The organism is Nonomuraea sp. NPDC050547 (assembly GCF_044457345.1).
Lineage (GTDB): Bacteria > Actinomycetota > Actinomycetes > Streptosporangiales > Streptosporangiaceae > Nonomuraea.
In genome coordinates this window covers 53,814-70,449 of record NZ_JBITGW010000001.1, presented here as the reverse complement: position 1 = coordinate 70,449, position 16,636 = coordinate 53,814, and the positions used below count along the sequence as shown (strand labels likewise).

At 71.9% G+C, this 16,636-nt stretch carries 17 protein-coding genes; 7 read left to right on the top strand and 10 right to left on the bottom strand.

The genetic code is table 11. The features are described from left to right. Window positions 1-2: 2 nt before the first annotated feature. Window positions 3-953 carry a spherulation-specific family 4 protein gene (locus tag ACIBHY_RS00365; protein WP_397245372.1) on the bottom strand — a complete coding sequence of 317 codons (951 nt, stop codon included), beginning with the start codon at window positions 951-953 and terminating at the stop codon, window positions 3-5. Continuing rightward, window positions 950-1,822, bottom strand: coding sequence for an NAD-dependent epimerase/dehydratase family protein (locus ACIBHY_RS00360; protein ID WP_397305947.1), 873 nt, complete (start codon window positions 1,820-1,822; stop codon window positions 950-952). The genes ACIBHY_RS00365 and ACIBHY_RS00360 overlap by 4 nt, the downstream gene beginning before the upstream one ends. A 263-nt stretch (window positions 1,823-2,085) precedes the next feature. On the opposite strand from ACIBHY_RS00360, the gene ACIBHY_RS00355 reads away from it, so the two are divergent. Beyond that, on the top strand, window positions 2,086-2,406 hold the full coding sequence (locus tag ACIBHY_RS00355) for a GroES family chaperonin (protein WP_379625626.1): 321 nt from the start codon (window positions 2,086-2,088) through the stop codon (window positions 2,404-2,406). A gap of 7 nt (window positions 2,407-2,413) precedes the next feature. Here ACIBHY_RS00355 and ACIBHY_RS00350 read toward each other — a convergent pair whose 3' ends face one another. After that, a complete protein-coding gene (locus tag ACIBHY_RS00350; protein ID WP_397305487.1) occupies window positions 2,414-3,331 on the bottom strand; it encodes a hypothetical protein in 918 nt (305 codons plus the stop codon). A gap of 53 nt (window positions 3,332-3,384) precedes the next feature. Beyond that, on the bottom strand, window positions 3,385-3,819 hold the full coding sequence (locus tag ACIBHY_RS00345; protein ID WP_397305486.1) for a TIGR02611 family protein: 435 nt from the start codon (window positions 3,817-3,819) through the stop codon (window positions 3,385-3,387). 119 nt (window positions 3,820-3,938) lie between these two features. On the opposite strand from ACIBHY_RS00345, the gene ACIBHY_RS00340 reads away from it, so the two are divergent. Genes ACIBHY_RS00340 through ACIBHY_RS00330 form a run of 3 tightly spaced genes read left to right on the top strand, consistent with a single transcriptional unit; the run spans window position 3,939 to window position 6,425 of the window. Beyond that, a complete protein-coding gene (locus ACIBHY_RS00340) occupies window positions 3,939-4,844 on the top strand; it encodes a phosphotriesterase (protein WP_397245363.1) in 906 nt (301 codons plus the stop codon). 20 nt (window positions 4,845-4,864) lie between these two features. Beyond that, window positions 4,865-5,758: a sensor histidine kinase gene (locus tag ACIBHY_RS00335; protein ID WP_397305485.1), complete on the top strand. Its 894-nt coding sequence runs from the start codon at window positions 4,865-4,867 to the stop codon at window positions 5,756-5,758. Window positions 5,759-5,771: 13 nt separating this feature from the next. Then, window positions 5,772-6,425, top strand: coding sequence for a response regulator (locus ACIBHY_RS00330; RefSeq protein ID WP_397245359.1), 654 nt, complete (start codon window positions 5,772-5,774; stop codon window positions 6,423-6,425). Here ACIBHY_RS00330 and secY read toward each other — a convergent pair. Further along, window positions 6,418-7,683: a preprotein translocase subunit SecY gene (gene secY, locus ACIBHY_RS00325; RefSeq protein WP_397245357.1), complete on the bottom strand. Its 1,266-nt coding sequence runs from the start codon at window positions 7,681-7,683 to the stop codon at window positions 6,418-6,420. The two genes, ACIBHY_RS00330 and secY, sit on opposite strands and share 8 nt — an antisense overlap. An 85-nt stretch (window positions 7,684-7,768) precedes the next feature. Between secY and ACIBHY_RS00320 the strand changes: the two genes are divergently transcribed. After that, a complete protein-coding gene (locus ACIBHY_RS00320) occupies window positions 7,769-8,365 on the top strand; it encodes an AAA family ATPase (protein WP_397305484.1) in 597 nt (198 codons plus the stop codon). Here ACIBHY_RS00320 and ACIBHY_RS00315 read toward each other — a convergent pair. Next, entirely contained in the window at window positions 8,307-8,918 is a 612-nt protein-coding gene (locus tag ACIBHY_RS00315; protein ID WP_397245353.1) for a TetR/AcrR family transcriptional regulator, read from the bottom strand. The two genes, ACIBHY_RS00320 and ACIBHY_RS00315, sit on opposite strands and share 59 nt — an antisense overlap. Before the next feature lie 48 nt (window positions 8,919-8,966). Between ACIBHY_RS00315 and ACIBHY_RS00310 the strand changes: the two genes are divergently transcribed. After that, the gene (locus tag ACIBHY_RS00310) at window positions 8,967-11,138 is read left to right on the top strand and encodes an excinuclease ABC subunit UvrA (RefSeq protein WP_397305482.1); all 2,172 of its coding nucleotides are present in this window, start codon (window positions 8,967-8,969) and stop codon (window positions 11,136-11,138) included. On the opposite strand, the gene ACIBHY_RS00305 is transcribed toward ACIBHY_RS00310, so the two are convergent. Further along, window positions 11,101-11,874, bottom strand: a complete 774-nt coding sequence (locus tag ACIBHY_RS00305) for a putative hydro-lyase (RefSeq protein ID WP_397305481.1) — start codon at window positions 11,872-11,874, stop codon at window positions 11,101-11,103. The genes ACIBHY_RS00310 and ACIBHY_RS00305 overlap by 38 nt on opposite strands. Before the next feature lie 47 nt (window positions 11,875-11,921). Here ACIBHY_RS00305 and ACIBHY_RS00300 point away from each other — a divergent pair, with 47 nt between their 5' ends. Then, window positions 11,922-13,364: a hypothetical protein gene (locus ACIBHY_RS00300; RefSeq protein ID WP_397245347.1), complete on the top strand. Its 1,443-nt coding sequence runs from the start codon at window positions 11,922-11,924 to the stop codon at window positions 13,362-13,364. A 69-nt stretch (window positions 13,365-13,433) separates the two neighbouring features. Here the strand turns inward: ACIBHY_RS00300 and ACIBHY_RS00295 are convergent, their stop codons facing one another. Genes ACIBHY_RS00295 through ACIBHY_RS00285 form a run of 3 tightly spaced genes read right to left on the bottom strand, consistent with a single transcriptional unit; the run spans window position 13,434 to window position 16,571 of the window. Then, window positions 13,434-14,684 carry a sugar ABC transporter permease gene (locus ACIBHY_RS00295; RefSeq protein ID WP_397245345.1) on the bottom strand — a complete coding sequence of 417 codons (1,251 nt, stop codon included), beginning with the start codon at window positions 14,682-14,684 and terminating at the stop codon, window positions 13,434-13,436. Continuing rightward, window positions 14,681-15,451, bottom strand: a complete 771-nt coding sequence (locus ACIBHY_RS00290) for an ATP-binding cassette domain-containing protein (protein WP_397245343.1) — start codon at window positions 15,449-15,451, stop codon at window positions 14,681-14,683. Before ACIBHY_RS00290 ends, ACIBHY_RS00295 begins: the two co-directional genes overlap by 4 nt. A gap of 1 nt (window position 15,452) precedes the next feature. Continuing rightward, window positions 15,453-16,571, bottom strand: coding sequence for a sugar ABC transporter substrate-binding protein (locus ACIBHY_RS00285; protein WP_397245341.1), 1,119 nt, complete (start codon window positions 16,569-16,571; stop codon window positions 15,453-15,455). Between the last annotated feature and the right edge of the window lie 65 nt (window positions 16,572-16,636).

Below are 16,636 nucleotides of genomic sequence, written 5' to 3'. Positions count from 1 at the left end.
ATTTATCCTGCCACGATCCTCCGACCGTAGTAAGCGGGCAGGTCTGTCCAACCGGGGCCGTCGCTGAGGTGGACCGTTCCCGCCAGCCTGGCCGCCTTCCGCAACGTCGCCACGCGGACGCGTTCGCCCACCCCGTGGATCAGGTGACAGAAGCGGCCCCGCGCCAGCGCCCTCGCCCAGGCGGGCTCCCTGATCGCGCGGTAGGCGGCCAGCGGGCCCTCGAACGTCACCAGGACGTCCGCCAGCGCCGCGTAGCCGGGGTCGGGGTAGACGCCCGGGTTGAGGACGATCGTGCCGCGGACGCCGTCGACGATCTCGCGGTAGTGCTCCAGGCGGTCGGCGTCGGCGGCGACCTGGTCGAGGAAGACGCCGCGCAGGCCGTACCAGGACCTGATTCTGCGCAGGTCGGCGCGGACGTCGGCGGCGGCGCGCAGCCCGAAGTCCGTGTCCACCCGCGCCAGCACCTCGCTGCCCGCCGCGACGAGCCTGGCCACGATCGGCGCGTAGGCGGCCTCGCGCTCCTCACCGAGGTCGAGCACCACCAGCCTCGGCGGTACGGCCAGCAGCCGCCGCCACGTGTCCGCCGCCTCCCCAGGGTTGAAGTAGGCCGGCACACAGGCCCCGACCAGTGCCTCCCCGACCTCCAGCAAGCGCACCTCCTCCTGCTCGCGCACCCGTCCGCCACCTCTCCCCAGAACCGGCGTGCTTCTCCTCACGCCGGACCCGGCCTGAGGCTCCGGCCGGATCTCGACCGGCCCGCGCGCGTGAGACCACGGCGTCGCGTGCACACCCGGTGTCGGGTGCACGCCCGGCTTCACGTGCACGCCGGGCTTCACATGCGCGTCCGGCAGCACGTGCGCGTCCGGGCCGCCGGGGGTCATCGGTGTCGCGGGCCTCTGGTGGCCGTGTGCCGGGTCGCCCGGTGTCCAGTCCCGTGCCGCGTTCCCGCTCATGGTGTCGTGCCACTCTCCACCGGCCGGGCCGGCGCGTTCAGGGCCGACCACAGGGCCTGGAGCGAGTCGCGCAGCGTCGTGCGCGGCCGCCAGCCCAGGGAGTCGGCCGCGCGGGTGATGTCGGCGCACTGCCACGGAACGGCGGGCGATCCCTGCCCGCCGGACAGCACGCGCGCGCCGGGCCTGGCGACCTCCACGAGGGTGGAGACCAGGTCGTGCACCGGGGTGGCGCGCCCGCTGCCGATGTTGAGCACCGGGGGCAGCGGCCCGTCGGCCCTGGCGGCCATCGCCACCGCCTCGGCGACGTCGCGTACGTCCACGAAGTCGCGGTAGACGTCCTGCCCGCCGGCGACCAGGTCGCCGCCGTCGCGCAGGGCGAGGGCGAGCCGGGTGGGCAGCGAGCCGGGCGGCGCGCCCGGTCCGATGACGTTGAAGACGCGCAGGACCGAGGCGTCGAGGCCGTCGGCGGCCGCCGCGCGGACGAGTTCGGTCCCGGCCAACTTGGCCAGGCCGTAGGCGCCGAGGGGGTCGCAGGCGTCGTCCTCGGAGATGGGCGGGCCCATGGGCACCCGGCCGTACTCGGCGCCGCTGCCCACCTGAACGTACTTGGCCCGCGGGGCGGCGACGGCGAGCGTGGCCAGCAGGCGGGCGACGGCGACGACGTTGTCCTTGGCCAGGGTGGCGGGGTCGCCGCCGGTGGCCCCGGCGCAGTTGATCACGACGTCGGGGGCGATCTCGTACATGAGCCCCGTGAGCTCGGCGTGCCCTGAGGCTGCCAGATCGATGCGGCCGCGCGGGACGGCGACGACGTTCCGCTCCCCCAGCGCGGCCCGTACGTGCCGGCCGATGAAGCCGGCGGCGCCGAACATCACGATCACCGTGAGCCGCTCCCCATATCACCACAGCCACGTGCCCCCCTTGACACCGCGGCTGAGCAAGTTATAGCCGAGCCCCGGGAAGGCCCGCCGGATGTTCCCGCAAACAACGCTCTGACCTGCGCTAACACCATCCACCGACATTTCCGCAAATTTCGCGCGAAAGGCCTGACGCGTCGAATGTCCCCCGGCCGGAGCGCCCGGCCATCCGGGGCATGCGGGCGGGCCGAGGTTCCCGATGGACGTAAACTGCGCATGTGGCAGAACCGAAGTTCGAGATCCAGATGCTCCACGACCGGGTGCTGATCCGGCTGGAGCGCGAGGCCGAAGAGCGGCGCAGCGGAGCGGGGATCGTCATCCCGGCGACGGTCAAGCTCGCCAACCGGCTGTCCTGGGGCCAGGTCTGCGGCGTGGGCGCGAGCGCGCGCACGGTCAAGGTCGGCGACAAGGTCCTGCTCAACCCGGAGGAGCAGTTCGAGGTCGAACTGCACGCCCAGACCTACCTGGTCATGCGCGAGCGCGACCTGCACGCCGTGGCCACCACCGAGACCGACCACGGCACCGGCCTCTACCTGTAGGCACGCCTCACTGATCGCGTACGAAGTGCAGCCAGAGTCCCCCGCGCCACGTCTTGGCCGGGACCCCGGCGAGCACGCGCTTGGTCTTGCCCGTCAGATCCAGGACCACCAGCCGGTACGCGCCCTGCCACGCCGTGACCGCGATCACGTGGCTCTCGTCCCACCACCCGAACAGCGCCTCGGGCTCGGCCCGCACCCGCCGGACGATCTTCCCGCTGGCGGGGTCGACGACGCACAGCTGCTCGGTGAACGACGACGGGCACCACATGGCCAGCTGCCTGCCCGACGGTGAGAAGGCGTCCTCGGGGCCGGTCGGCAGCCCGATCGAGGGGAACGTCCGCACCACCTTGCCGTCGGCCGGGTTGTAGACGCGCAGGCCCTTGCCGTACTCGGCGATGAGGTTGCCGTCGGGCGTCCACCAGAAGCCCGCGCGGGCCGCGGTGCCGGTCACCGTGACCGTGCGGGCGGTGGAGGCGAGCGCGTCGACGACGGTGAACCCGGTCGTGCGCCACTTGCCGCCCACCTTCTTCTCCACGGTCAGCACGACCTTGGTGCCGTCGCGCGACCACGAGGCGTAGGAGGCGGTGAGCGGCTTCCTGACCGTGCGGACGCGGGCGGGCTTGCCGGCGACCCGGTCGGTGACGACCACCGAGTCCCAGCCGGAGCGGTAGGCGTCGGGCACCGCGGCGACCCGGCGGCCGTCGGGTGAGAGCGCGGCCTCGGAGAAGCCCTTCTGCCGGACGAAGGTGTCGCCGGTCAGCGCCCTCAGGTAGGTGCGCTTGGTGCCGAACCCGTAGGAGCTGAGGCGTACCGGATCGTTGGCCTGCTCTTGGACGGTCACGCCCGTGCCGGGCAGGGGCACGTTGGCGGCCACGCCCGCAGGGGCGAGCAGCGCGATCACCGCGAGGACGCTTTTGACGAGCACGCCCGCAGATTAGACACTCCTGGGGACGAAGTCCCGCGTGATGCCGAACGGGTCTAGAGGTAGTCCTCGGCCATCTGCAGGAGGTCGACGCCGAGGGTCCTGAGGCCGAAGTAGACGATCACGCCGGCGGCGGCGACGGTCACGACGGCGACCACGATGCGGACCGTCCAGCCCTGGCGCTTGTACCACTGGGTCCAGGCGTGCAGCGTGCGCTTGCCGAACTCCAGCACCTTGTGCGCCCAGTGGAACTCGGTGGCCAGCACCGCGAGGCCGGCGAAGACGACCAGCCAGCCCGGCCCGGGGAAGGGCACCATGATGAGGCCGCCGATGACCATGACGGATCCGATGACCCCGATGACGATCTTCAGCGTGAGCGCGCCGGAGCGGGTCGACCTGACTCCGTCCAGCCACCCGTGTATGCCGGACCTGCGCGCCGCCTCGTCCTTGAGCTTGTCGGCGTCGCCGGTCTCGGAGTTCTGGATAGGCACGATCCCCCCGCGACTGTTCGGTGTGCGAACCACGATACCGGTGCCGCTTTCATTTTCCTTGCAGGTAGATCTTCGCCCCAAAACAGGCATTGAGCGGCAAATATCGGTTAATGTCTGGCATGCCCGAGGTCATGCTTCGCACCGTCACCGGCCCCATACGCGCGGCCGCGATCACCGGTGCCGTTCTCCCCCATGAGCACCTGCGCAACGACATGCGCTGGGCGGTCGGCGTCGACTCCGACCCGCACCGCTGGCTCGACGAGGAGCGTCCCGTCACCGAGGAACTGCGCTCGCTGCGCCAGCAGGACGGGCTCGGCCTCGTGGTCGAGCTCACCTGCATGGGCATGGGCCGCGACGCCGCCTCCCTGGCCAGGATCGCCGCCGGCAGCCGGGTCCCGGTCGTCGCCGCCACCGGCCTGTACGCCGAGCCGTTCGCCGACGCCCGCGACGCGAGCGTCGAGGAGCTGACCGGCCGGCTGATGAGCGAGATCACCTCCGGTCTCGACGGCACCGGCGTCTTCCCCGGCGTCATCGGCGCCGTCGGCTGCTGGGGCGAGGAGCCGACCGCGGTCGAGGAGCGCTGCCTGGTCGCCGCCGCCCGCGCCTCGCAGTCCTCGCGCCTGCCGGTCGCCACCCACGGCCAGGACCCCACCGGCGTCCTGGAGATCATGCTCGGCCAGGGCCTGCCCGCGCAGCGTGTCAGCGTCGGCTACACCGGCACCGACCTGGGAGCCGCCCGCAAGATCGCCGAGGCGGGCGCGTACGTCGGCCTGTCCTCCCTCGCCCAGGGCCCCGAGCAGGCCGCGCGCCTCGTGCTCGGCCTCATCGAGGACGGCCACGCCGAGCGGATCCTGCTCGGCTCCGGCATGAGCCGCGTGGCCCAGCTCCAGCGCTACGAGGGTCCCGGCTACGCGCACCTGTTCCACGCGCTGCTGCCCCGGCTGTGCGAGGCGGGCGTGCCCGACGAGACGCGCCGCCTCCTCACGCACACCAACCCGCTGCGCTGGCTCACCGGGACCGGCTGAGGACTGGTTAGGATCGTGGGGTGAGCAAGCTCCCCCGCCTGTCCAAGCTGAGCGACCTGCCCGCGGTCGTCGTGCTGGCGTGGGCGGGCTGGCTGGCCGTCCCCTGGTCCTTCAGCGGCCTCGCACAGGCGCAGGCCGCCGCCGCGGAGGCCGCCGCCCAGACCGTCCCCCACGATCCCGCCCGTGTCGCCGCCGAGATCCGCACTCCGCCCGAGGTGCGTGCTCCGGGCGTGGAGGGGCACGAGGCCGCTCCTGCCGACGATCCGGTACGGCCGACCGAAACGGTCCGCCAGGCGGGGCCGTACAAGACGTGGGGCATGGCGGCGCGGCGCGACGCGGTCGCGATGGAGCGGGCCAGGATCGCCGGAGAGGTGCACGACGCGGCGGGCCACGGCCTCGCGGCGATCGCCATGCAGGCGGGGCTGGCCCTGGTCACCCTCGACGAGAACCCCGAGCAGGCACGCGCCTCGCTGCTGGCCATCAAGGAGACCAGCACCCAGGCGCTGGCCCACCTGCGCGCCGCGCTGGACGGCATCGAGGCCGAGGGCGACCTGCCGGGGCTGATCGACGGCGTGCGGGCGGCCGGGCTGCCGGTGGACGTCGAGCCCGCCGAGCCGAAGGTGCCCGCCGACCTGAGCGGCGCCGTCTACAAGGTGGTGCGGGAGTCGCTGACGAACGTGCTGCGCCACGCGGGCCCGACCCGGGCGCTGGTGCGGCTGTCGGCGGACCCGGGGGTGTACGTGGTGGAGGTGGCCGACCGGGGCGCGGGCTGGTCGGGCGCGGCGGAGGGCCGCGGGCTGACCGGGATGCGCGCGCGGGTGCGGTCCGCGGGCGGGCAGTTCACCGCGGGTCCGCGTGAGGGCGGCGGCTTCCGGGTGATCGCCCGCTTCCCGCGCACCGGCGACACCGCGTGAACAGAGGCGGCGCGTGATCAGGGTCGCCGTGGCCGACGACCAGGCGGTCGTGCGGATGGGGCTGCGGGCGCTGATCGAGCGCGAGGGCGACCTGGAGTGCGTGGGCGAGGCCGCCGACGGCGCTCAGGCGCTCAGGCTGCTGCGCGACACCCGCCCCGACGTGCTGCTGCTGGACATCCGCATGCCCGGGATGGACGGCGTCGAGACGCTCAGGGCCATCGCCGCCGACCCGGGCCTGAGCGGCACGCGGATCGTGGTGGTGACCACGTTCGCGGTCGACGAGTACGTCTTCGCCGCCCTGCAGGCGGGCGCGAGCGGCTTCGTGCTGAAGGACAGCGCCCCCGACGAGCTGGTCGGCGCGATCCGGGTGGTGGCGGCGGGCGAGGCGCTGCTGTCGCCGTCCATCACGCGCAAGGTCATCGGCCTGTTCGGCCGCCACGCGGGCGCCGAGCCGGTCGCGGGCGTGGAGACGCTGACCCCGCGCGAGCGGGAGCTGGTGGCGTGGGTGGCGACCGGGCGCTCGAACGAGGAGATCGCCGGGGAGCTGGTGATCAGCCCGGACACGGTCCGCACCCACGTGAGCCGGGCGATGGTGAAGCTGCACGCCCGCGACCGCGCCCAGCTGGTGGTGTTCGCGATGCGGGCGGGCCTGGTCCTGCCTACCTGAGCAGCCCCTCGTAGGTGCGCTGCTGCAGCTGGGCCTCGATCTGCTTCACGGTGTCGAGGCCGACGCCGACCATGATGAGCACGCTGGCGCCGCCGAAGGGGAAGTTCTGCTGCGTGGACGGGTCGCGCAGCAGCGCGAAGGCGACCAGCGGCAGCAGGGCGAGCACGCCGAGGTAGACGGCGCCGGGCGCGGTGAGCCGCGACAGCACGTACGACAGGTATCCGGCGGTCGGCTTGCCTGGGCGGATGCCGGGGACGAAGCCCCCGAAGCGCCGCATGTTGTCGGCCACCTCGACGGCGTTGAAGGTGATCGACACGTAGAAGTAGGCGAAGGCCACGATGAGCGCGAAGTATCCGGCCATGTAGAGCGGATGGTCGCCTTCGAGGTACGGCGCCAGCCACGGCACCTGGCCGGCGAAGAGCGTCGGGATGTAGAGCAGCGAGGAGGTGAAGATGACCGGCACGATGCCCGCCTGGTTGACCTTCAGCGGGATGTAGGTGCTGGTGCCGCCGTAGGTTCTGCGGCCGACCATGCGCTTGGCGTACTGCACGGGGACGCGCCGCTGCGCCTGCTCCATGAAGACGACCGCCGCCACCAGGAAGACGCCGGAGACGAGGATGACGACGGCGGCGAAGCCGTTCATCGTGAAGATCGTCGACATGTAGGACGGGAAGACCGCGACGACCTGCGTGAACATCAGGATCGACATGCCGTTGCCGATCCCCCGGTCGGTGATCAGCTCGCCCAGCCACATGACCGCGCAGGTGCCCGCGACCATGACGCTGACCAGCACGGCGATGCTGAGCAGGCCGTCGTCGCGCAGCACCGGCTCCTGGCAGCCGGGGAACAGCTGCCCGCTCCTGGCCAGCGCCACCACGGTGGTGGCGTTGAGCACGGCCAGCGCGACCGTGAGGTAGCGGGTGTACTGGGTGATCTTCTGCTGTTTGCCCTCCTTGCGCAGCGCGTCCAGCCGCGGGATGAGCACCGCCATGAGCTGCATGATGATGCTGGCCGTGATGTACGGCATGACACCGAGCGCGAACACCGACAGCTTCAGCATCGCCCCGCCGCTGAACAGCTGCACCATCTCGGCCAGCCCGCCTTTGACGCTGCCGAGGCACCGCTGCACGGCGACCACGTCCACGCCCGGCGAGGGCAGGATCTGGCCCAGCCGGAACAGGACGATGAGGCCGAGCGTGAACAGCAGCTTCCGGCGCAGATCCGCGATGCGGAACGCGCGCACGAACAGGGTGAGCATGCGCCGAGTCTGGCCACGCGCCGCGCGAAGGGCGTCCGACGGCAGGAGGCTGTCGGGTACGCAAATCCGCGTAGGCTCTGACCTCGTGGTTCCTGTCTGGGTGATCAGCGGTCCGCCGGGCGCGGGCAAGTCCACCGTCGCCGCCGCGCTGCTGGCCCGCCTGACGCCGGTCCCGGCGCTGCTGGACAAGGACACCGTCTACGGCGGCTTCGTCACCGAGACCCTCCGGGCGTACGGCCGGCCGCCCGGCGAGCGCGAGGGCCCCTGGTACGACGAGCACGTCAAGCGGCACGAGTACGGCGGCCTGACCGGGCTGGCCCGCACGATCAGGAGCCACGGCTGCCCGGTGATGCTGGACGGCCCGTTCACCTCGCAGGTGCACTCGGCCGAGCTGTGGGCGCGCTGGGTGGAGGAACTCGGCGGCGGCCCGGCGCGGCTGGTGTGGGTGCGCTCCGACGGGCCGACGCTGCGCGAGCGGCTGGTGGCGCGGGGGCTTGAGCGGGACGCGGGCAAGCTGGGCGCGTTCGAGGACTACCTGGCGGCGATCCGGGTGGACGAGCCGCCGGCCGTAGCGCACCTGGAGATCGACAACCGGCGGGGCGCGCGCGGCGTCGGCGACCAGCTCACCGCGGCGGGTATGCCCCCGCGAACACCTGGGGCAGTCGCGGGACCAGGCGCATGAAGACGCCGTCGTCGTAGGAGGCTCCGGGCTGGTTGGCGAGCTGCTGGGAGACGACTCCGGCGATCAGGCTCGCGGCCAGGGCGAGGCCCTCCTCCTCCGCGGCCTCCGGGGCGACCTCGCCGCGGGCGACCGCGCCCTCGATCAGGGTGGCGAAGTGCCCGCGGATGGCGAGGGCCGGGGCGTAGGCCTGCTCCGAAGGGGTGAACCCGGGCACCGGGCGCCAGAACAGGAGCTGGGCGAGGATCTGGTTGGCCATGATCCAGCGGGCTCCGGCCTCCAGGGAGGCGCCCATGGCGGCCAGGCCCGGTTCCAGGCCTTCGGCGGCCTGCCGTACGGCGTCGAGGTAGCCCTTCTGACCGCGCTCGAAGAGCGCGTCGTAGACCGCGGCCCGCGACGGGAAGTACTTGTACAGCGAGGGCGGCTGGATGCCGAGCCGCCGGGCGACGGTGGTCATGCTCAGCGCGGCCACGCCGTCGGCGGCCATCACCTCCAGGGAGATCCGCAGGATCTCCTCCTGGGTCTCCGTCCGGCGGCGGGCTCGGCGATCTGTCACAGCCATAGCATAAGCTATAGGTAGTAGCTAAAGCTATGAGGAGTGCCCGTGGACATCATTCTGGCCGGACTGAAGCAGAACAACCTCAAGGACATCTCGCTGAGCCTGCCCAAGGAGCGCCTGACCGTCTTCACCGGCGTGTCGGGCTCGGGCAAGTCGTCGGTGGTGTTCGGCACGATCGCCACCGAGTCGCAGCGGCAGATGAACGCGACCTACAACGCGTTCATCCGCAACCGGCTGCCCAAGTTCGAACGGCCGCGCGCCGAACGGCTGGCCCACCTGACGCCCGCCGTCGTCGTCGACCAGAAGCCCGTCGGCGGCAACGCGCGCTCGACCGTCGGCACCATGACGGAGATCCACCCCATCCTGCGCGTGCTCTTCTCCCGGTACGGCCGGCCGTCCGCCGGCCCGGCGAGCGCCTACTCCTTCAACGACCCGCAGGGCATGTGCCCCGAGTGCGACGGCCTGGGCAAGACCGTCCAGCTCGACCTGGACCTGGCCATCGACAAGACCCTGTCGCTCAACGAGGGCGCGCTGCGGCTGTGGTCGGTGGGGTCGTGGACCTGGAAGCTGTATGAGCAGTCCGGCCTGTTCGACATGGACAAGCCGGTCGGCGCGTTCACGCCCGAGGAGACGCGCCAGCTGCTCCACGGCGAGAGCTTCAAGATGGAGCGCGGCACCTACGAGGGAGTGGCCGACCGCTTCGACCGCCTCTACCTCAAGCGCGACAAGGAGCTGGTGTCGGCGAAGAGGATGCTGGCCGAGGGCCCGTGCCGGACCTGCGGCGGCGCCCGGCTCAACCGGGCCGCGCTGGCCTCGCGCATCGGCGCGCACAACATCGCCGACTACGCCGCGATGGAGGTCGCCGACCTGATCGTCGTGCTGGAGGGCCTCGGCAACCCGGTCGCGGGCCCTGCCGTGGCGGCGCTGCGCCGCATCGAGGCGGTCGGCCTCGGCTACCTCAGCCTCGACCGGCAGACCAGCACGCTGAGCGGTGGCGAGGCGCAGCGGCTGAAGACCGTGCGCCACCTGGGCAGCTCGCTGAGCGGGCTCACCTACATCTTCGACGAGCCGAGCGTCGGCCTGCACCCGCGCGACGTGCACCTGCTCGGGGAGCTGCTGCTGGAACTGCGCGACAGCGGCAACACGGTGATCGTGGTCGAGCACGACCGCGACATCATCGAGTTGGCCGACCACGTGGTGGACATGGGCCCGCGCGCCGGCGCGTCCGGCGGCGAGGTCGTCTACGAGGGCGGCGTGGCGGGCCTGCGCGCCGCGAAGACGCTCACCGGCCGCATGCTGCGCCGCACCACCGGGCTCAAGCCGGAGGTGCGCGCGCCGTCGGACTGGATGACGATCGCGGGCGCCTCCCGCCACAACCTCCACGACGTCTCGGTACGCGTCCCGCTGGGCGTGCTGACGGCGGTCACCGGCGTGGCCGGATCGGGCAAGAGCACGCTCATGGCCTTCGCCGACGGCATCGCGATCGACCAGTCGCAGATCGGCGGCTCGATCCGCTCCACGCCCGCCACCTACCTCAACGCCATGGACTCCATCCGCAAACTCTTCGCCACGGCCAACGGCGTGGAGCCCGGCTGGTTCAGCTTCAACGCGCTGGGCGCCTGCCCGGCCTGCGAGGGCAAGGGCGTGATCAAGACCGACCTCGCCTTCATGGACCCGGTCACGTCGGTCTGCGACGCCTGCGGCGGCAGCCGCTACAACCCGGCGGCCCTGTCCTACCGCTACGAGGGCCGCACGATCGCCGACGTGCTGGCCATGACGGCGGAGGAGGCCGACGGCGTGTTCGGCATGTTCGGCGCGCTGAGCGAGCTCGGCCTCGGGTACCTGACCGTCGGGCAGCCGCTGAGCACGCTGTCGGGCGGCGAGCGGCAGCGGCTCAAGCTGGCCCACCGGCTGCGCGAGAGCGGCAACGTGTACGTCTTCGACGAGCCGACGACCGGGCTGCACATGGCCGACGTGGACACGCTGCTGACGCTGCTGGACCGGCTGGTCGACGGCGGTAACACGGTGGTCGTGGTCGAGCACGACCTGAACGTGGTCAAGCACGCCGACTGGGTGATCGACATGGGGCCGGAGGCTGGCCAGCACGGCGGCCGCGTGGTGTTCACGGGCACGCCGGCCGAGCTGGCCGACGCCTCCACCCATACGGCGAAATATCTCGCTAAGTCACTCGAAAATCCTCATCGCGGGCATCGATGATCGCCATGTGCCCCGGGAGGTGGCCGATGGCGAAGTCCACGGCGCCGATCGCGAGCTGAGGCGTCACCCCGCACGCCCAGAACACCGGCACCTCCCCCGGGCCCACCGGCACCCGATCCCCGAAGTCCGGATTTTTCAGGTCTTGGATACCCAAGGCCGCCGGATCCCCCACGTGGACCGGCGCGCCGTGGACCGCCGGGTAGCGGCCGGTGATCTCCCGCGCGAGGTCCACGAGCTCTTCGGGAACGGGCCGCATCGAGACGACCAGCGGCCCCGCGAAGACGCCGGCCGGCTCGCAGGCCACCGCGGTGCGGTACATCGGCACGTTCACGCCCAGCTCCACATGCCTGACCGGGACGCCCGCCGCCATGAGCGCCGCCTCGAAGGTGAAGCTGCAGCCGAGCAGGAAGGCGACCAGATCCTCACGCCAGTCGGCCACCACGTCCGCGGCGTCCTTGACCGGGCGGCCGCCTCGGTAGACCCGGTAGCCGGGCAGGTCGGTACGCAGGTCGCCGGGGAACAACCGGGTGGCGGCGGCGCCGGGCTCACCGGCGTCCAGGATGGGGCAGGGCTTCGGGTTGCGCTCGGCGAACCGGCGGAAGTCGGCGGCGTACGCGGCGGGCAGCGCGATGAGGTTCGCCTGCGTCCAGCCCGCGCACCAGCCCGCCGTGGGCGCCCGCTCCCCCTGCCTGAACCTGGCCCGCGCCTGCGCCGGGTCGAGCGCCGATTCCCGCATGTCATCTCCCCTGGGCTTTTCGGTCGGGCGCGAGTAGAAAGTGACTCGTGCCCCCAACGGACTGGAACCACGCCGAGACCCGCCTCTGGCACTCCTTCCGCCAGGGCGCCGAGCTCGACCTCGGCGCCCTGGACGAGGCCGAGCGCAAGGTCCGCGCGGACGTCATCGCCGAACTCCTCCTGCACGGCCCGGACGCGCTGCCCGGCAGGGTCGCCGCGCTGAAGCTCACCGGAGCCGAGATCCAGGGCCGCCTCGACCTGGAGGGCGCCGTCATCGAGCCCGCGCTGGCCCTGGTGGGCTGCACGTTCGAGCACGGCGTGAACCTGACCACGGCGACCGCGGGCGCGATCTGCCTCAACGACTCCCACCTCCCGGAGCTGTCGGCGGAGCTGCTCAGGGCCCGGACGTTCATGATGCGCGACGCCGTGCTCGACGGGAACCTCTGGATCCAGGGCGCGCGTGTCGACATCGACATCGACCTGGACCGCACCCGCGTCGCCGGGTTCCTCAACGCCAACCTCGCCGTCACCGGCGGCTGGCTCAACGGCCGCGGCTCCCCGCGCCACGACGACGCAGGACCCGGCCTCACGATCGGCGGCGAGCTCGACCTCGTGGGCGCCCAGCTCGGCGGTCTCGACCTGCACGGCGCCAGAATCGGCGACGGCGTGTGGGCCAGGGGCGCCGTCATCGGCTACGCCTGCCTCGCCACGGCCGAGATCGGCGGCCCGCTCAGCCTGCGCGCCGCCCGGATCACCGGGGAACTCGACCTCGACGCCGTCCTCATCCGCCCCTCGTCCGACCCCACCATGATCGACCTCGCGGACGCGGAGGTGGCCACCGCCGTCGTCACCCCCGCGCCGGGCGGTTCCGGCCGCGTCTCGCTGCGCAACGCCCGCATCACCGCGTACGCCGACCAGCCCGGAGCCGGCCACGAGACCGACCTGGACGGCTTCGCCTACCAGCGGCTCGACCCCCTGTCACCGGAGCGCGCCGACGAGCGCCTGGCCTGGCTGGAACGCGGGGCGGCGCCGGGCACGCCGCAGCCCTACGAGCAGCTCGCCGCCGCCTACCGCGCGGCCGGGCTGCACCGGGAGGCGGGGCGCGTGCTGCGGGAGAAGCTGCGCCGTACCTCGCGGGCGCGGGGCGGTCTCGCGCGGGCGTGGGGCGCGCTGCAGGACCTCGTGCTCGGGTACGGCTACCAGCCGTGGCGGGCCGTCGTGGCGTTCGTGGCGGTCCTGGCGGCGGGTACGGTCTACTTCGCCACGGTCAGCTGCCCGTCCCTGTGCCCGATCAAGGCCGGTGAGCATCCGGCCTGGGACCCGTTCCTCTACACCCTCGACCTGCTGATCCCGCTCGCCAACCTGGGCCACGACGGCGTCTGGAACCCGCTGGGCCTGGCCAAGGCGGTCAGCCTGGTGGTGATCGTGGCCGGATGGGCCCTGGTGACCACCATCGCCGCCGCGGCCGCCCGCGCCCTGACCCGGCCGTGAGAATCTGTCGGTGACGGCGGGTTCGACGGCGAACCACGGAACATCGGAAGGGCGCCCTGAGCGCGGCGGTCAGGCGCGGCCGCTGGCCTTCTGGCTGCGGCGGCTGACCGAGTCGATGACCACGGCGGCCAGCAGTACCGCTCCGGTCACGATGAACTGGATCGCGTTGCTCACCCCCTGCAGGGCCATGCCCGAGGCGATCGACTGGATGACCAGCATGCCGAGCAACGCCGAGTAGGCGCTGCCCCGGCCGCCGAACAGCGAGGTGCCGCCGATGACGGCCGCCGCGATGGCCATCATGAGCACGTTGCTCTGCCCGGTGGCCTGGCTGGCGCTGGAGATGCGGGAGGCGGCGAAGATGCCGCCCAGCGCGGCGAAGGCGCCGGAGATGGCGAAGACGGACATGCGGATGAAGGCCACGTTGATGCCGGCCCGCCGGGCGGCTTCGATGTTGCCGCCGACCGCGAAGATGCTGCGGCCGTACTTGGTGCGCCGCTGGACGAAGTCGGTGACGACCACGACGGCCAGGAAGATCAGCAGGGCGAGCGGCAGGCCGCGGTAGAGGTTGAGGACGTAGGCGACGCCGAACGCCACGACGGCCAGCACCGCCGTGCGGAAGACGATGTCGCCGACCGTGCGGGAGGGGACGCCGGCGGCGCGGCGGCGGGCGTTGCCCACGAGCGAGACGAGCAGAAACCCGGCGGTCGCGGCGGCGGCCAGGCCGTAGGCGGCGATGACGTAGGCGAAGTAGGTGTCGGTGAGGCTGGAGATCAGGCCGTCGGGCAGGTTGATGGTGCCGTTCGGGCCGAGTACCCAGAGCTGGAAGCCGGTCCAGGCGAGCATGCCGGCCAGCGTGACCACGAAGGAGGGCACGCCGATCTTGGCGAAGAAGAAGCCGTGGAACAGGCCCATCGCGCCGCCGACCGCGACCGCGACGATCATCGACAGCAGCGGGTCCCAGCCCTGGCCGACGCTGAGCACGGCCAGCACGGCCGCGCAGGCGCCGCTGACCGCGCCCGCCGACAGGTCGATCTCGCCCAGGAGCAGCACGAAGACGATGCCGACCGAGATCAGGCCGGTGGCGACGATGTCGACGCTGAGGTTCGACAGGTTCTGCGGCGACAGGAAGCGGTCGTTGAGCGTCTGGAAGACGAGCCAGATGACGACCAGCCCGATGATCACGGGGAGCGGGCCGAGCTCGCCGCCCTTGATCCGGCGCCTGAACTCGCCGAGGTAGCCGGCGAAACCCTTCTCGCGCACCAGCAGCCGTGGGTCCACCTGCGCCTCGGCCGCGGGGCCCGCCGGCTTCTCCTGCGTCATTCGCCCTCCTCGGAACGGGCCCGGCGGCGGGTCACCGCGTTGTCCGTGGCGCCGGTGATCGCGGCGATGATCTCCTCCTGCGTGGTGCTCCTCGCGTCGAAGACGCCGTTGTTCCGGCCCAGCCGCAGGACGGCGACACGGTCGGCGACCGCCTTGACGTCGACCATGTTGTGGCTGATCAGGATCACGCCGAGCCCTTGGGCGCGCAGCCGTTCGACGAGGTCGAGCACCTGCGCGGTCTGCTCGACGCCGAGGGCGGCGGTGGGCTCGTCCAGCAGGACCACCTTGGGCTCGCCGAGCAGCGAGCGGGAGATCGCCACGGTCTGGCGCTGGCCGCCGGACAGCGAGGCGACCGGGATCCGCACGCTCGGGATCTTGATGGACAGCGTGTCGAGCAGGTCGCGCGAGCGCTTCTCCATGGCGACCTCGTCGAGCACGCCGAGGCGGCGGATCTCGTTGCCGAGGAACAGGTTGCCGACCACGTCGAGGTTGTCGCACAGCGCGAGGTCCTGGTAGACGGTGGCGATGCCGAGCGACTGTGCCTCGCCCGGACTGTGGATGGTGACCGGGCGGCCCTGCCAGCGGATCTCCCCCTCGTCGGCCGGGCCGACGCCGGCGATGACCTTGATCATCGTGGACTTGCCCGCGCCGTTGTCGCCGACGAGCGCGAGGACCTCGCCGGCGTTGACCTCCAGCGAGACCTCCGTGAGCGCCTGCACGGCGCCGAAGCGCTTGGAGACCCCCTCCAGGGCCAGGACCGGTGCCACGTCATCCCAGCCCGGCGGCCTTGCAGGCGGCCTGTACCTGCGGGGTGCAGATCTCCTTCACGGTCCAGAACCCGTCCTTGACGACGGTGTCGTCGATGTTCTGCTTGATGACGACGATCGGCGGGATGATCTGGGCGGGGATCGAGTCGTTCGTGCCGTTGTTGACCGTGGCGGTGCCCTTGACGTCCTCGCCGGTGCCGAGCGCGATGGCCATCTCGGCGGCGTTGCGCGCCTCCGGCTTGATCGGCTTGTAGATCGTCATGGTCTGGGTGCCGAGCAGGATGCGCTGGATGCCGGCGAGTTCGGCGTCCTGGCCGGTCAGCGGGGTGCCCGCCTTGACGCCCGAGTTCTGCATGGCCTTGGCGATGCCGCCGGCCATGCCGTCGTTGGCGGCGTAGACGCCGATGACGTTCTGCGCGCCGAGGGCGGTGAAGGCGCCGTTGGCCTCGGTGTTGGCCTGGTCGGGGCTCCAGTCGGGGGTGTCGTACTCCTTGCCGATGGTCACCTGGCCGTCGAGCACCGAGTGGGCGCCCTTCTTGAAGTCACCGGCGTTCGGGTCGGTGGGAGATCCGTTGATCATGACGATCGGGCCGCGTTTGGGGTCGCCGCCCGCCTTGACGGCGTCCAGCAGGGCCTGGCCCTGCATCTTGCCGACCTGGATGTTGTCGAAGGAGGTGTACGCGTCGACGGGCCCGCCCGCCAGCCGATCGTAGGCGATCACCTTGGCGCCCTGGTCGGTCGCCTTCTTGACCGCGCCCGCGATGGCCTTGGCGTCCACGGCGTCCAGGATCAGCACCTTCACGCCGTTGGTCAGCATGGTGTCGACCTGCTGCTGTTGCAGGTTCGGGTCCTGGTTGGCGTTGTTGTAGACGACCTCGCACTTGGGGCACAGGGCCTTGACGCCCGCGGTGATGTACGGCCGGTCGAACTTCTCGTACCTGGCCGTCTTGGACTCGGGAAGCAGCAGGCCGATCTTGAAGCCCTGCTCCACGGTGCCGATCGCGCTCGGGCTGCCCGGCGCGGTGCCGCCGGTGCTGCCGCCGCCCGACTGGCCCGCCGTACCGCAGGCCGTTGCCAACCCCAGGACGGCCAGGAGACCGCCGATAACCTGTGCTTTCACACGGCGAGCCGTACCCAGGCGGAAGAGCGGCGCGCGCCGGCTTGCCAATCCTTGCCCGGGTGATG